At 43.5% G+C, this 15,170-nt stretch carries 15 protein-coding genes; 5 read left to right on the forward strand and 10 right to left on the reverse strand.

Features of this window, described 5'->3' with window-relative positions; translation table 11 throughout:
* Positions 1-198: 198 nt before the first annotated feature.
* Complete coding sequence (locus AC1F2U_RS18465; RefSeq protein ID WP_480262418.1) at positions 199-336, reverse strand: hypothetical protein; 138 nt, start codon at positions 334-336, stop codon at positions 199-201.
* A gap of 319 nt (positions 337-655) precedes the next feature.
* On the opposite strand from AC1F2U_RS18465, the gene AC1F2U_RS18470 reads away from it, so the two are divergent.
* Together AC1F2U_RS18470 and AC1F2U_RS18475 are read left to right on the forward strand one after the other, a co-directional pair.
* Positions 656-1,084, forward strand: a complete 429-nt coding sequence (locus AC1F2U_RS18470; RefSeq protein WP_480262419.1) for a hypothetical protein — start codon at positions 656-658, stop codon at positions 1,082-1,084.
* A gap of 207 nt (positions 1,085-1,291) precedes the next feature.
* On the forward strand, positions 1,292-1,525 hold the full coding sequence (locus tag AC1F2U_RS18475; RefSeq protein ID WP_480262420.1) for a DUF3134 domain-containing protein: 234 nt from the start codon (positions 1,292-1,294) through the stop codon (positions 1,523-1,525).
* 110 nt (positions 1,526-1,635) lie between these two features.
* Here AC1F2U_RS18475 and mltA read toward each other — a convergent pair whose 3' ends face one another.
* Entirely contained in the window at positions 1,636-2,919 is a 1,284-nt protein-coding gene (gene mltA / locus AC1F2U_RS18480; protein WP_480262421.1) for a murein transglycosylase A, read from the reverse strand.
* An 83-nt stretch (positions 2,920-3,002) separates the two neighbouring features.
* The gene (locus tag AC1F2U_RS18485; RefSeq protein ID WP_480262422.1) at positions 3,003-4,358 is read right to left on the reverse strand and encodes a proton extrusion protein PcxA; all 1,356 of its coding nucleotides are present in this window, start codon (positions 4,356-4,358) and stop codon (positions 3,003-3,005) included.
* A gap of 78 nt (positions 4,359-4,436) precedes the next feature.
* Between AC1F2U_RS18485 and AC1F2U_RS18490 the strand changes: the two genes are divergently transcribed.
* Both AC1F2U_RS18490 and AC1F2U_RS18495 read left to right on the forward strand, forming a co-directional pair.
* Positions 4,437-6,635, forward strand: coding sequence for a PD-(D/E)XK nuclease family protein (locus AC1F2U_RS18490; RefSeq protein WP_480262423.1), 2,199 nt, complete (start codon positions 4,437-4,439; stop codon positions 6,633-6,635).
* Positions 6,632-6,766 (forward strand): hypothetical protein, encoded by a 135-nt coding sequence (locus tag AC1F2U_RS18495; RefSeq protein WP_480262424.1) that lies wholly within the window; start codon positions 6,632-6,634, stop codon positions 6,764-6,766. Before AC1F2U_RS18490 ends, AC1F2U_RS18495 begins: the two co-directional genes overlap by 4 nt.
* 150 nt (positions 6,767-6,916) lie before the next feature.
* Here AC1F2U_RS18495 and AC1F2U_RS18500 read toward each other — a convergent pair whose 3' ends face one another.
* The 3 genes from AC1F2U_RS18500 to AC1F2U_RS18510 form a co-directional block, all read right to left on the reverse strand.
* Positions 6,917-7,111 (reverse strand): hypothetical protein, encoded by a 195-nt coding sequence (locus tag AC1F2U_RS18500; RefSeq protein ID WP_480262425.1) that lies wholly within the window; start codon positions 7,109-7,111, stop codon positions 6,917-6,919.
* A 412-nt stretch (positions 7,112-7,523) separates the two neighbouring features.
* On the reverse strand, positions 7,524-9,497 hold the full coding sequence (locus AC1F2U_RS18505; RefSeq protein ID WP_480262426.1) for a hybrid sensor histidine kinase/response regulator: 1,974 nt from the start codon (positions 9,495-9,497) through the stop codon (positions 7,524-7,526).
* Positions 9,490-11,640 (reverse strand): ATP-binding protein, encoded by a 2,151-nt coding sequence (locus AC1F2U_RS18510; protein ID WP_480262427.1) that lies wholly within the window; start codon positions 11,638-11,640, stop codon positions 9,490-9,492. The genes AC1F2U_RS18505 and AC1F2U_RS18510 overlap by 8 nt, the downstream gene beginning before the upstream one ends.
* Before the next feature lie 150 nt (positions 11,641-11,790).
* On the opposite strand from AC1F2U_RS18510, the gene AC1F2U_RS18515 reads away from it, so the two are divergent.
* Positions 11,791-12,162 carry a four helix bundle protein gene (locus AC1F2U_RS18515; RefSeq protein WP_335182843.1) on the forward strand — a complete coding sequence of 124 codons (372 nt, stop codon included), beginning with the start codon at positions 11,791-11,793 and terminating at the stop codon, positions 12,160-12,162.
* A 97-nt stretch (positions 12,163-12,259) separates the two neighbouring features.
* Here AC1F2U_RS18515 and AC1F2U_RS18520 read toward each other — a convergent pair whose 3' ends face one another.
* From AC1F2U_RS18520 to AC1F2U_RS18535, 4 genes are read right to left on the reverse strand one after another with little or no spacing between them, the layout of a single operon-like run.
* Positions 12,260-13,267 carry a SpoIIE family protein phosphatase gene (locus AC1F2U_RS18520; RefSeq protein WP_480262428.1) on the reverse strand — a complete coding sequence of 336 codons (1,008 nt, stop codon included), beginning with the start codon at positions 13,265-13,267 and terminating at the stop codon, positions 12,260-12,262.
* A 1-nt stretch (position 13,268) separates the two neighbouring features.
* Entirely contained in the window at positions 13,269-13,715 is a 447-nt protein-coding gene (locus tag AC1F2U_RS18525; protein ID WP_480262429.1) for an anti-sigma regulatory factor, read from the reverse strand.
* Positions 13,654-14,067 carry an STAS domain-containing protein gene (locus tag AC1F2U_RS18530; protein ID WP_480262430.1) on the reverse strand — a complete coding sequence of 138 codons (414 nt, stop codon included), beginning with the start codon at positions 14,065-14,067 and terminating at the stop codon, positions 13,654-13,656. Before AC1F2U_RS18530 ends, AC1F2U_RS18525 begins: the two co-directional genes overlap by 62 nt.
* A 13-nt stretch (positions 14,068-14,080) precedes the next feature.
* Positions 14,081-14,959, reverse strand: coding sequence for an STAS domain-containing protein (locus tag AC1F2U_RS18535; protein WP_480262431.1), 879 nt, complete (start codon positions 14,957-14,959; stop codon positions 14,081-14,083).
* Between the last annotated feature and the right edge of the window lie 211 nt (positions 14,960-15,170).

A 15,170-nucleotide genomic window follows, 5' to 3' on the forward strand; every position in this document is an offset into this window, starting at 1 on the left:
TTTCTCTGAATAAAGAAATAAAATTGTCATAAAAACTATTTTTTAAACATTATGCCCCAGGATTATAAATATAATGCTGGGGTTTTATTTAGGCGATGATTTATGTAAATAATTCATTAATCTGCCCTTAAGAATTAGGAAATATAGGGCATTTGCAACAGTACGTAGCTAAGTGTTTTCGCAGTCGTTCTAATTCAACTAGAGATAGTAAATTGAGTACCCTGGAAGTTTATAAATAGATGAGTATAAATAAATATTCAGATAGTTTGCGATCGCGATCGCTTTTAGGGATTCACTGATGCTGTCAGATGATGCGATCGCAGGGTTTGGCGTCAACTATGTTATGATTTTATTTGTTGAGAAATATTTTCGGTCATGTGACTGACTATATAGAGGCCTCTCCGAATCTAAATCTCTACACCCTTTGATTTTGAAGGTGGCTGTATCTTAACATAGTGCCATTCGTTAATAGAGCTAAGACCTTTAGAAATGAAAGTCTTCAGTATTCCGAAAATTAAAATTTTAGTTAGCCAAAATGTATTGTAATACCTCGCGTAACACTGATACACCGAACTGTTAAAGAAAATGTGCTAAGAAGAACGGACAAGTCTAGTGTGTCACACACGCAGACAACATACGGATACTATTGGAACTTATGCCCACGGATATAATTACTCGTCCTGAGTCTCTCACAGAAGATTGCTTTTTTACTTACGCCCTTGGGACTGATTTGCACGATCCTAATTCAACAGCTAAATATTTACGCCGAATCAGAAAAGAAGATAAACCATATATCGACATAGCTGTTTCTCCCAGACCTGGCTATCGGTTTGAGGTCTGTCTTATCCCTGTCGAAGGGTTCGCTCAAGAAAGAATATTGACAAAAGACGGGTTCGCCAAAGCTTTAGCGATTATTTGTGCTGTATCTAATAAAGCTAGGAAACGATTCCCTTCAGGAAATGGACAAGAAATAGTCCGGTGTCAATTTAGTAACTTAGCTGATGCAGTGGCTGTAGCGAATAGACTGTCTGCATTACCTTCTGATATGTATGAAACTCTCGTCAAGCTACCAAATGCTTTGTAATATTATATATTGCATCTGCTGAAATATTTATTATTAAAACTGACGCCGGGACATTTTAATGGTAAGTAGCTAAATGGACTTGAGACAAAACTTCAATGGGTCATATTTCGTCTGTTGAGAAAAGACTTGTCAGACAAGACTTTTAACCTTAATGTACAATTTTGACCTTTTTGTACGCTAACCTGTAATTCAAAGTGAGTTTTTTTTATGCCTATAAGTCCTCTGCGTGAAGAACCTCGTAACCAGCGAGCGCCTGTAATTCGTACAAGTAATGAGTTTATTCTTTTGGAATGGCTGAAGTCAACTGGTCGTTTAATCGAACGCGAACATCAAGAATCTGAGTATCTAACTGAAGTAGAAGAAATTTCCGAAATGATAGACCTTGACGATATCCCTTACGATCATGACGATGATGATACTGAAATGGATTTAGAAGCCTAGTAGACTAACTCTATTTTAAAGCCAGGGCAATAGAATTCGCGACTACACAAACTCTCGTCCTTAAAAATTTCGGGTTTTGACTGTGTAGACGCGGTTTCTAAGAGCCGATTTCATTTGAGTAAGAGATAAAATAATTGTCCATTGCTGACTGTAACACCAGCGCGATCGCCTGCGATTTTCCCAGTACCTAAAAAATAATCCACTCTACCCGCACCTTTAATTGCACCTCCGGTATCTTGATCGAGAACATAGCGGCTAATAATGCGCTCCTGCATTTTTCCAGTAGGATTAACGAAGGGAATAGAAGCGCGAATCAACGCTAAAGCACCAGGAGGCATGAGAGATTTATCTGTAGCAATAGAACGCTCTGCTGTTAATGGTACATTGATAGAACCTTGGGCTGGCTCACCGTGATTTTCTTGAAAAAAAACAAAGCTGCGATCGCGCGGAATATAAATATTTAATTCTTGGGGATGTTTTTGGAAATAATCGAGAATAGTTGGCATAGTTACACCTTCTTGCGGTAATTTGCCATTATCTATTAATTCTCGCCCAATACTTTTGTAGTTATAAGCAGTATTACCCGCATAGCCGATTGTGGTTTGAGTACCATCGGGAAGTTGAAGTTTGGCTGAACCTTGAATTTGAGTTAGATATGGTTCGAGGCGATCGCGAAACCAAAACAACTCTAATCCTCGCAATTTACCTTTTGAACTTTGTAAACCATCTGCTCCTTCTAACTCCTCGCGTGTCGGATGAGGCTTAGTCCAGGAGTTGAAATCAGGAGGTAAGCGATAAACAGGATAGCGATATTCTGTTGTCGGGACGCGACTAGCTGCGTAAAGTGGCTCATAATAGGCGGTGAATAAAACGGAACCTTGGTTATCTTTACCGACTGACTGGTAAAGAACAAATTCCCGCTCAATGGCTTGATGTAATTCTGTTGCAGAATTGGTTTTTAATAGGAGTTCGCGGAATCTTTGCAAACTTTTGATGACGCGATCGCGTGTAATCCCAGCTACCGGATAGTTTCGATAAGCAGCCGCAGCATTAGCTGTTTGCAGATATTGGAGACTGCGAGCGATCGCACTTATCAGTGCCTTTTTCTCTGGTATTTTTCCATAAATTACTTCATCCAAACAAGAGGTATCACTTTGACAACAAGTAATTGGTAGTCTCTGGATTAATGGGAATTTTTGCTTTTGCAAAAATGCATCTTGATTTTCAGCAGTCAAGGAAATTGGTAGATCCCACTTTTTCACCTGACATTCTGGCGGAATGAGTTCCTGATGCGTCAAAGATTGCATCCGCACCAGGAAAATTGACAAAATCACAGGTAAACTGATGGCGATAATTTTATTAAACTTTCTTAATCCAGTAAGTGTCTTTTTCATTAAAATTCAAAATTTTGAAGATTCTCCCACCTCGCTCAAATTCTAAAATCAAATACAAAAAAATTTACCCAATGCCCTATTCTCTATTCATTCATATTACGGTAGGTCGCAACAGCAGAAGGCGATATCCGATTCAAATATCGGAAGATCCAATACTTAAAGATAGTATCTAAAATTACCGGAAATGTAGCGATAAATAAGAAGATAAAATCTCTATTTGCTGGTAATCCCCAATGACGCGATACACCTTCTAGGAGTACTTCCCAGCCATGAGGAGAGTGGAATCCCACAAAGATATCAGTAAACAAAATAATGATAAATGCCTTGGCACTATCACTAAGTCCATAGACAATATTATCAAAGAAATCTTTGAGCACAGCAATAGAAGACTTACTGACTAGCAAAAGCCAGATAAAAGCAACCACCGAGAACATATCTGCAAAAACATTTTTGATAGCACCAGAGCTTTCGTGACGAAATTCTTCAGCAAGCTCTTTCGCCTTCTTTTTCATTTCAGTCTCCATCTGCTCGGGTAACAGTGGAGGAGCTTTGACAATAAGATTTTCAAATTTGAGCTTTTCTTCAAATCTTTGTAATTCTAAAAGGGCTTCCTCTTCCATTTCAGAATTGAGAAATATCTGCATTTCCTGAGTGCTTCTAAACCGCTCAATAATTGGCCCAACTACAAAAGCTTTTGCTATTTGATGCGTTAAAAGTGGTACAATAATTAATAGTAAAATAAACCTGATAGATATTATTGTTCTTTTTTGAGTTTGACGAAAACTCTGAATTACTTCTTGTTCCGAATTAGGGTCTAATTCAACTTGCAGACGAGTGATAGTACTTAAAATAGAGCGAGGTAAAACACCTGTTGTATCGGTTTTGCTCTTGGCTTTTGGTTTATTGTTTAAGTTTGGATTTGGTATTTTGGGTGGTAATGTTGGAGTTTTGACGAGCAGCGATTTGTCGTCAGATGCCACAGAGTTAACTGGTAAATTTGGAGGTTGTACTACTAAAGCGTTAGAAGTTGTTTTATCGGAACTTGTTGTGTATTTAGATATAACTCGATCGATAAAGTTGAGCTTTTCCAAAACTAAAGAAGGATTGAGATACTCTATACCTGCTTTCTCGGCAGCTTTTTGATTCTCTTCATTTAGAAACCAACGGCTTCCTCTAAACTCCGTCAGCCGCATTCTGGCAATTTTTAATAGCTTGTTGAGGTCTGACTCAAAATAATCCATCACACTGTTACTGTACATGGCCGAGTCAATGTCTATTTTATTACCATTGAAATGCTTATCTTCTATTTCCTGAATCTTTAATGCTGCATCGTAGGCTTCATGTAAAGAACGTTCAGGAGTTTGTAAGTACCATCGATAAGCAGCAAGTAAGAAAGAATAGATTTTTTGACTAAAAACAGAGTTTTTCATTGCAGACAATCATTCAGCATTATTTGGTGACTATTAACCTTAAGTTAACGCACGAGGTATACTAACAAATCTACAAGGAGAAAGTTTGTGGTTTCTCATTCGGTTTGGATTGTTGGCACTAGCCGCAGTGGTAAGACGGCTCGCTTGGTAGAGCAATTTTGTAATTGGGTAAAATCAGAAAAGCAATATACTGAATCATTTTATACTAAAAAAACAGGGCGGAAAAAAACTGGCCATGTACCTGAATTTTTATATCTTAAACAAACAGAGCCGGGAGTTTTAGTCTTAGCTGCCAATGATGATAATCGTCGAGAGTTAGGAGATATAATTGTCACATCTACATTAGGTAAATATCCGGTTCGCGCCAAGACGCCACTAGGTTTTTTTCAGGATGAAGTTATTTTATTTTGGCCGTTGCTGATTAACTCGTTGAACCTGAAAGCACAGTTTCCGGTAAGATTGCGACCAGAAACTGAACAAGAGTTAGCAACCAAACTTTGGCGTCCGCAATTAGACGAAGAAATTTTACGTCTTGCGGGAGTGAATGAATCTCGTTTGGTGCGTCGCATCTTGGACTTATTACAATTAGCAGCTTACAGTGGTATACCTTGCGAAGATATTGCCCAGATTTTAGCCAAGGGTTTTGGGGAAAATACCACAACTTTAGAGCCGGAATTTTTGGCATCTTTGCTGCTAGATTGGCGTAATTGGTGTTTAGAGAGGGGGTTACTGACTTATGGGATTATTACCGAACTTTATAGTCAGCACTTATTAAGCGATCGCCATTACCAGCAGCACCTAACTAAACGCTATCAGGCAGTACTGGCGGATGATGTCGATGACTATCCTAGCGTAGCGCGTCTTTTGTTTGAGTTGCTATTAGATCGAGGTGCAGTTGGCGCGTTTAGCTACAATCCTGATGGTGCGGTGCGATTGGGATTGGGAGCAGATCCCAACTACCTAGAAGGGTTAGCAGAGCGTTGTCGGGTAGAAATATTGAACGGGCCGCCTCCAGAGTCCCTGAGCGAGCAACTGACTAAACAGATGGTGGAATTAGTCACAGAACCAATGATACTGTTGAGTTTACCAAAAACAGTGCATTCAATTCAAACCACCTCCCGCGCCCAATTATTGCGGCAAACAGCAGAGATAATTGCTAATGCCATCCAATCACAGCAAGTGCAACCAGAAGAAGTGGCAATTATTGCACCAGGTTTAGATGCGATCGCTCGTTATACTCTAGTAGAAATCCTCGTTAAACAAAATATCCCAGTAGAATCGCTCAATGACCAACGTCCCCTAATTAGTTCGCCCGTCATTCGCGCCTTACTCACCATGCTGGCACTAGTTTATCCCGGCTTGGGACGCCTGGTAGATCGGGATGCTGTGGCAGAAATGCTGGTTGTATTGAGTAGGAAACAACAACTACCAGAAAACTCTACAGACGCGATGAATCCTAAAGACGCGATGAATCGCGTCTCTACAAATATCGATCCGGTACGCGCTGGTTTGATTGCAGATTACTGCTTTGTACCCCATCCCGATCGCCCCAATTTGCTACCAGTGTCAGCCTTTGAGCGCTGGGATCGAATCGGCTATGCAGCTACTACAGCATATAATGAGATATTGGAGTGGTTAGAACAGCAGCGATCGCAACAAGAATTGCGGTTAATTCCTAGTCCTATTTCTCTGTTAGACAGAGCAATTCAGCGCTTTTTATGGAATGGGAGCAATCTCCCCTACGAACAACTAGCAGCATTGCGGGAATTATTAGAAACCGCTCAACACTACTGGGAAATTGACACCAGATTACGACAAATTGCCCCAGTTGAAACAACGCCTCACACAACTATTATTGAATTCATTCAACTACTGCGACGGGGTACGATTACCGCCAACGCTTACCCTGTGCGCCCCATTGGTGGAGCCAGAAAGGCTGTCACCTTAGCAACTATATTTCAATATCGATCTAGTAGGCGATCGCATCAGTGGCATTTTTGGCTGGATGCTGGTTCTCCTCTATGGGCGAAAGGTGGTGCAGCAACTTTGTTCGGTGCGCCGTTTTTCCTGCGAGACAGGTTAGGCGAACCTTGGACAGCAGAAGATGAGAAATTGGCAGAAGAACAACGACTGCAAAGGATTTTGACAGATTTACTCTCTCGTGTATCCGAGAGAGTTTATTTGTGTCACAGCGATTTAGCCGTGAATGGACAAGAGCAAATAGGGCCGTTGTTACCCTTAGTGAATGCTTGTGTGACGGTTATTTCGGAGGCTAATGTTAATTGAGTGTTTTTATAGTATGGCCAGAAAGATATGCGATCGCTCAAAATCCAAATACTGACCGCGATATTTGCCAACAACTAACCCAAGACCCCAATCGTATTGTTCGTGCTGCTGCACGGGATAATTTAAAGTAGTAAGCTAATCAGCATTAAAGTTGCATAATCAGGGCGGGCAAGATGCCATTAGTGTCAAGTTAAGATGAAATTACTGGGGTAAACTAGTATAGCTAGGGACTGGGGACTGGATGAAAAGTCTTTTTGTGTTTAGGTTTTATCCTCCTCAAATTAAAATTGAACAAAAATAATAAACGGCTGCCCGAATTCAATAAACGCCTGCCCGAATTCAATAAACGGCTGCCCAAATTCAATAAACGCCTGCCCAAATTCAATAAACGCCTGCCCGAATTCAATAAACGCCTGCCCGAATTCAATAAACGCCTGCCCGAATTCAATAAACGGCTGCCCGAATTCGACGAACATACCTTTGACATTTGGGCTTCTGCCTTAACTTGACGTGAGTTCGACAAGTCTTATTTGACCTCTCCCCCAACCCCTCTCCGACACGGAGAGGGGAGCAAAAAGCTGAATTTTTCGTTGCTCCTCCCTTTCCGTTTCGGAGAGGGAGGCTGGGAGGGAGAGGTTCATCGAACTCACGTTAACTTGACACCAATGGCAAGATGCCCACCCCACAAGACATTGAGAAAATTTTAATATGCAAATTAAATGTGTTTTAGCTTATTCTCTTTTAGATGTTGGATTATAGCAGAAGTAACTTAACCTATTACGAATGAGCGTTTACTTAAAATAGGTTTATTAAACGCCGCGATCGCAGAAACAATGCTAAAGATGATTTCAGAGATTAGCTTCAATAAATAAGGCAAAATTCAGGTTGCTAAACCTTTACTATCGTCAAAATAGCCTGTATTAATACTTCTAGCTCAACTGGTTTAGAAATATGCTGTTGAAATCCGGCGGCTAGTGCTTGTTGTCGATCGGTTTCTCCCGCATAAGCAGTCAGGGCGATCGCTGGAATTTCTCCGCCTCGATCGGGTGACTGTTTTCTAATTTGACGAATTAGTGTGTAGCCATCCATATCGGGCATACCAATATCACTAATTAACAAATCAAATTTTGTTTGCATCAAACTGTTCAGAGCATCATCTGCTGAGTCCACTTCAGTCACTTGTGCCCCGTACTGTTCTAACATGAAGGCAATAAACTCCCGCGAATCTTTGTCATCGTCTACAAGCAGCGCTTGCAATCCATTCAGATTGACATCTGAGCGATCGCGATCGGCAGTATCAACTTGATTCAATTTTGAAGGAGCGAGCGGTGGCAGTTTGACTGTAAACACTGCTCCTTGCCCTTCTCCAGGACTCGCTGCCTGAACGGTTCCGCCGTGCAATTCAACCAAATGACGCACGATCGCTAACCCTAACCCCAACCCGCCAAATTTTCGCGTCGTTGTCCCATCGGCTTGGCGAAAGTAGTCAAACACGTAGGGCAGAAAGTCACCAGAGATCCCCCGACCATTGTCGCTGACAGTGATTTGAGTGTATTCCGCTGCATGAGTATCTACTTCATCCTCGATCGTTTCTAACCGCACCTCTACTCGACCACCCTGCGAGGTAAATTTAATCGCGTTAGAAAGTAGATTCCAAACAACTTGTTGCAAGCGACCAGAATCACCCAACACTTGTCCAACGTTCGGTTCAAATATTGTTTGAATCTGAATAGATTTAGCTTCAGCAGCCAGCCGCACGGTTTCAAGGGCAGCTTTGATGGTATAAGTAAGACCGACTGGAACTGTGTTTAAAGCCAACTTACCTTGGAGAATACGCGACACATCGAGCAAATCTTCGATTAGTTGTGCTTGTAGTTTCGCGTTGCGCTCGATCGTTTCCAGGGCGTACTGAGTTTTGGCTGCATCCTGGTGACTCTTTTGCAGAATTCTTGCCCAACCCAAAATCGGATTCAGGGGCGATCGCAATTCATGAGACAGCACTGCCAGAAACTCATCTTTGATGCGGTTGGCTTGCTGCGCTTGTTCGGTCTGTTGCTGCAAAGAAATCATCAATTGATTGAGGCGTTCGTTTTGCTCTTGCAGCAATGCTTCTGCTCGTTTACGTTCGGTGATATCAGAGAGAATGAAAACCGCACCAGTGAGAGTCCCATCCCCATCAAGTACCGGATCGATGGTTTTGGCAAACCAGCGTTCTTGGGACTGAAATTCTAGAATTTGCCGTTGGTGAGTTTCTTTCGCACGGCGAAAACAAGTGCCATCGCCGATTCCCAATTTTGCACCCATCAGCTCGTGGTGGGCATAACCTAAGATTTCGTGGGAGGGCTTGCAAAAAAGCTGCATCATCGCTCGATTACAGCGCATAATTCTACCTTCTCGGTCTACCAAAGAAACGCCGTCGTTCATCGAGTCAAAGGTGGTTTGCCACTCCCGCGCTGAGGACAAAGCAACTTCCTCCGCCCGGCGAATTCGCAGCAGCGATCGCAAAGTGGCAAGCAGTTCAATTGGTTCAACAGGTTGCACCAGATAAGCATCAGCTCCGCTATCCAAGCCTTCTGCTTTATCCTGGCTTTGGACAAAACTTGCAGAAAGGTGTAATACAGGGATAAAAGCCGTTTCCGGGTTTGCCTTAATTTGGCGACAGACTTCAAAGCCGCTGATATCTGGTAATTGGACATCTAAAATTACTAAGTCAGGCTGAAAGTTAGCAACGGCTTCTAATCCTGTCGTTCCAGTTGCCGCTTCCACCACACTAAAGCCTGCATTTTGCAAGATCCGGGTAACAACGTAACGATTGGCTTCGTTATCGTCAACATGCAGGATCGTAACTCGTGGCTCAGACATGACCTTTCCCTGAAACCTCTAGAACAAGTCCGGCTTTGACGAGCGCATCTTGAAGTTGAGCGATCGCTGTGGTTTGAGAGCCTATTTCTTTGGAAACAATGGCTATGCTTTGCGCCGCTAATTGGCTTTGCGCTTCTGCATCCAGTTGGGCAGATGAGTGAATAATCACAGGAATCAACTGAGTAACGGAATTGTTTTTAAGTTGCTTGAGTACATCAAACCCGCCGAGTTCTGGCATCTCCAAGTCCAATATGATGGCGTTTGGCTGCTCTCGTTGTGCCAAATCTAATCCTTCTTTTCCATTTGCAGCTTCTAAAATCCTCAACGGTGTATTTATTAACAACTGTTTTATCAAATACCGATAGGCGGGGTCATCATCAATTAACAAGATTTTTTGAGGCTTGTTCTCAGTAATTAGCCTATTAAGTTTGTTCAACAACGGCAATCTGTCTACCGGCTTAATTAGAAAACCGTCTGCTCCTAGCGCCAGTGCTTGCTTCTCGTTATCAACGATGGTAATAACGAGTACAGGGATAGTGCGGGTTGTTTCATCCCCTTTGATTTCTCGTAAGAACGTCCAGCCGTTTTGCCCCTCCAGCAGAATATCTAGCATAATCACCGCAGGTTGAAATTGTTGTAAGGCAAGCCTTGCCTGAGCTAAGGTGCGGGTAGCAATCAATTGATAGATTGATTGCTGAAGATGCTTTTCGTAAATAAATAGAGTTTCTGGATGATCTTCAACCACCAGAATCGGCAGGCGAGTTGGCTCAACTGATGCGATTGGTTGCAGTCCGGTGGTCAATTCGGTGGCATTTGGGTAGACGATGGGAATCAAGGCTGTAAAGGTAGAGCCTTCACCTGGCTGACTTTTCATCGAAATGCTGCCGCCGAGTAGCTCCGCTAGCTTGCGCGATAACGGCAATCCTAACCCGGTTCCCTTCACCTGCTTTTGCAGAGGGGACTCAATTTGCATAAAATCCTCAAAAATCCGTTCTCGATCGCCTGGAGCAATGCCGATGCCCGTATCAGATACAGAGAAGGTGACGGTATGACCCGTTTGCACAGCGGTGACGCGCACCTCTCCCCGCTCGGTAAATTTCAGGGCATTGGAGACAAAGTTTCTGAGAATTTGAGCAATTTTGCCCTCATCGCTATAGAGCGGTGGAATGCCTTCAGGTTCTTCGACAATCAGCGCCACGGAGGAGCCTTGAACTAATAATGGGCGCAGCATTCCCCGCAGCGTGGCAAACAATTCACTAACTTCAAAAGAACTGGGATGCACTTCAATTTTTCCAGCTTCCACCTTTGCCAAATCCAGCAAATCGTTGACCAATTCTGATAATCCGCTTGCCGCCTTTTGGATGAATGTCACCTGCTTTTCTTGCTCGATGGTCAAATCGCCATCCATCCGGGCTAGCAGCATCCGAGAGAGGGACAAAATCGAGTTGAGCGGCGTGCGAAACTCGTGGCTCATGTTCGAGAGAAAGCGGGTTTTTAGCTCGTTTACCTGTTGCAGGGAGCTGGCTTTTTCATCCAGTTCTGCATAGAGGGCAACCACACCGCGATTGGTATCTTCCAATTCCTGATTTAGTTGGCTCAGTTCTTCCTCGCGCTTCCGTAGCTCTGCCATAGCCCGGAGTAATTCCTGGTTTTGCTGCTGGATTTCTTGATAGGGATTTTCGGGCGATCGCCCAATTATGGTTTCTCGAATCTGCTGCAATTGCGAATCGGTGAAAGTAGGTGTGCGCTTCGATAACCTTTTGCCGATTGTTACCGTTGTTCCTTGCTCCGGCAGCGATTCAATCTCAAAGAAATCCATCAACCTGCGCGTGCCCACGATGCCTAGCCCCGCTCCCGTATCAGAGGTGTGGCGTCCGGCCAAAACGTCTGCTAAATCAGGAATGCCTGCACCCCGATCTTGAATCCGAATCAGAAACGCTTGCGGCTCTCCCGCCACAGAAAATTCAACTGTTCCGTCTTGGGCATATTGAAAGGCGTTGCGGGCAATTTCGGAAACTGCCGTCGCCAATCGCGCCCGATCTTGAGCATCAAAGCCCAACTGCTCGGCGATCTCACGAGTTCGTTGCCGAGCTTGCACAACATCCTGTTCGTACTGGATGGCGATCGTAAAAACAATTGTCAAGTCGCTTCACTCCAATTCAAAATTCTTAAACCTTCTAGTTATTTTTCGCGTTCTTTAAGTAATTATTAATAAGTAATAAGTAATGAGTAATGAGTAATAAGTAAATACCTATTAATTATAAAGTAAAATTGATTACCACATTTTTTACTCGTGATTAATTATAACGCAAATATCAGTATTCAAGAAAGAACAGAAAATTTTGCAATAAGAGTTATCAAAGCTTATTCTGAGCTAAATAAAAGACCTTTTGACGACGCTGGTAAAATCTTGTCTAAACAATTTTTAAGAAGCGGGACATCAATAGGTGCAAACTGTTCAGAAGCTAAATATGCACAATCAAATAAAGACTTTATCAATAAGTATTCTATAGCATTAAAGGAAGCCAATGAAACCCTTTTTTGGATAAAAATAATGATAAAGTCGGAGTTGGTGTCAAAATCAAAATTTCAAAATCTGATAGAAGAGAATGAAAGAATTATTAAAATATTAACAACTTCAATCAACAAATTGAAAGAAAAATAAAAAATAATCCACTCATTACTCATTACTCATTACTCATTACTCATTACTCATTACTCATTACTCATTAAATTTGGTTCACCAATGATGACACCCTCCCTTAACTGCCCATTCCTTTCGCTACTAACACCGTCACATCGTCTCGCTCTCGGTTAAAGTCTCGGTATAGCACTCCTGCAATCAGGCTAGGATGTTTTTGCATTATGCCTGGATAGCGATCGATTTGCCACTTAGCGCCTAATCCGTCAGAATGCATAATTAAAACTCCGTTAGCATACCAGGGATAGCTAAACTCTTGAATTTTGCGGATTTCATGTCCCACCGTGCCATTGTGAGATAACAGATGGCGATGCTCAGTAAAGGAGAAAATGCTGGCAGCAATGTTGCCAATTCCGGCAAAGCGGATAGACTGTTGGTCAAAGTCGATTTCGGCAATGGCGAGTGCTGCTCCTCGCGTACTTCGCAAGGCGGCGTGGGCAGCTTCGACGATCGCCCCAGGAGAACTATGAAGATGTTCTTGAAAGATTCTTACGGCTGCTTCTGCTGCTGAGGCAGCGGCAGGGCCATGCCCTAAACCATCAGCTACTAACAACAGACTACGACAACAATCGACTTCACAGACCCAGGTATCTCCTGAAACCTCTTCTCCTCGTTTGGGCAAACAGATCGCTCCCATTTCTAAAACCTTCTCAGGTTGATCGGGGGCTGAGTCTGGCCAGAGGTGAGCCAGGAGGGCTGTTCCTTGGTTGGGAACGGAGTAAATTTCTAATAAACCAGAAAGACGACGAATTGCACCCATGCCATTGCCTAAAGTTCCGGCTGTGGAAAAGCCATCTTGCAAACACTCATCCACATCGACCATTCCCCGTCCTTTATCTAGCGCTAAGATTTCAATGCCAATTCTGGAATGTTGCTTGAGCGATCGCATTAGCACAACTCCGCCGTGGGCGTGTTGCACCAGATTGTTCGCAATTTCTGTCACCACAATCCCAACCTTGCCCCGTTGTGTTTCCTGAAAACCCAACCGAGTTGCTAAAGCCATCGCCGCCCGTCTGGCTTCCCCAGTCTGGCTAGATTCAGTAATTGTGACGGCGACAGATTCTCTCATTTTATTTCCATCGTACAATTATTATCCGTGTTCCTTCTCCCACCACAGACTGAATCTCAAACTCGCTGGCAAGTCGTTTGGCACCACCTAGCCCCATACCTAAGCCGCTGCCCGTTGTGAACCCATCCTTTAGCGCCAGTTCGATATCGGAAATTCCCGGCCCCCGATCTTCAAAAGTCAGTCGGAGTCCTCGTCGTCGCCCTTCCTGAAGCGTTTCTAGCTTGACTGTGCCGCCCCCTCCGTAGTCTAGGGTATTGCGGGCTAACTCACTGGCGGCGGTAACAATTTTAGTTTGGTCTACTAAGCCAAAGCCAATTTCCACGGCTAGCTGACGCACGGACTGCCTAACTAAAACTACATCTGTAGAAGATTGAATGTTAATCGTTTCAGTCTTCTGCATCATCATCTGCACGCCATTTAGTGGCAGTGATTTGATTTGTGGTTTCATTGAGTGACGATCGCAACAATGCCATACCCTTTTCGACGTTTAGGGCAGTGCGAATCCCCGTCAGCGACATCCCCAATTCCACTAGGGTGATTGCCACAGCAGGCTGCATCCCAACGACAACTGTCTCAGCATCCAGCACCCGTGACATTCTGGCAATGTTGGCTAAAACCCTACCAATGAAGGAATCAACAATCTCTAATCCCGAAATATCAATCAGGACACCGCGAGCTTGAGTTTGAGTAATGCTGTTGGTCAGGTCTTCCTGTAGCGTTATGGCGAGGCGATCGTGCATATCTACCTGGATTGTCACAAGTAGAAAATTGCCCATTTTGAGTATAGGAATACGTTCCATTGCTTCCTTCCACCTATTTGGATTGAGAGCGGGTAATGGTCGTTCCTAACCGTTTTAGCGCCGTCAGAAAGGCATCGGCTAAGGTTGCTTTTGTGACTACATTGGTCAAATCAATGCCGAGATAGACGATTGTTTGGGCAATTTGAGGACGAATGCCACTGATCATGCAATCAGCTCCCATGAGACGGGCGGCGGTAACAGTCTTAAGTAGATGTTGAGCGGTCAGGGTATCGACAGTGGGAACCCCGGTAATGTCAATGATCGCAACTTCTGAACTAGTTTCGACAATCTTCTGTAATAACGACTCCATCATCATTTGAGTCCGGGCACTATCCAAAGTACCGATTATCGGCAATGCCAAAATTCCCTCCCAGAGTTTAACCACGGGGGTAGACAGCTCCATCAACTCTTCCTGCTGCCGTAAAATCACCTCTTCTCGCGCCTTTTGATAGACTTCAATTGTCAGCAATCCTAGCCGATCCAATAAGTTTGTGACTAACCAGATATTTTCACCCAACTCAATGGGGTCTTGCAATTGCTCGCGCATTCGTTTGAAGAGGGGTTGCTTGAACGAAAAGACGAATATAGCCGTTTCTGAGGGTGTGAAGCCATTTTGCGATCGCGATCGAGAAATGCTGTTGAGCATCTCCCGCATCTCCTGCCACGCCGCCGCCTGAATATTGGTAAAGTTGCCCCGCCCAACGGCAATCCGAAACAAACTCAGGAATTCTCGGCACTCCTCCTTTAGCTGTGCTTCTTTAATCAAGCCTCTCCGAATATTCACAGTGGCTAGTTCTTGAGTCCACTCCGACAGCAAGTCTGCCTCGAAGGTTTCTAATATCTCTGATATCTTACTTTCGCTCATCGTTTCTGTAAGGGCAACCGCTTTCATTAGTTCAAAATCAGTGTATGACGATTCAGCCCAAGCTGAAAGCGACGATTACAAAAAGTCTAAAAGCTTGCTAGACATGAAGTGCAATAGACCTCTTGCAAAAGTCGCTCAGGAAGATTTTATTTTGGGGAGACAAAGCTCATAATTGTAGAGAGCAGCAATCAGATTAAACCTTAAACTAAATCTTTTTCGGCGATTTCTATAAGTAAGG

This window comes from Nostoc sp. LEGE 12454 (assembly GCF_056620565.1).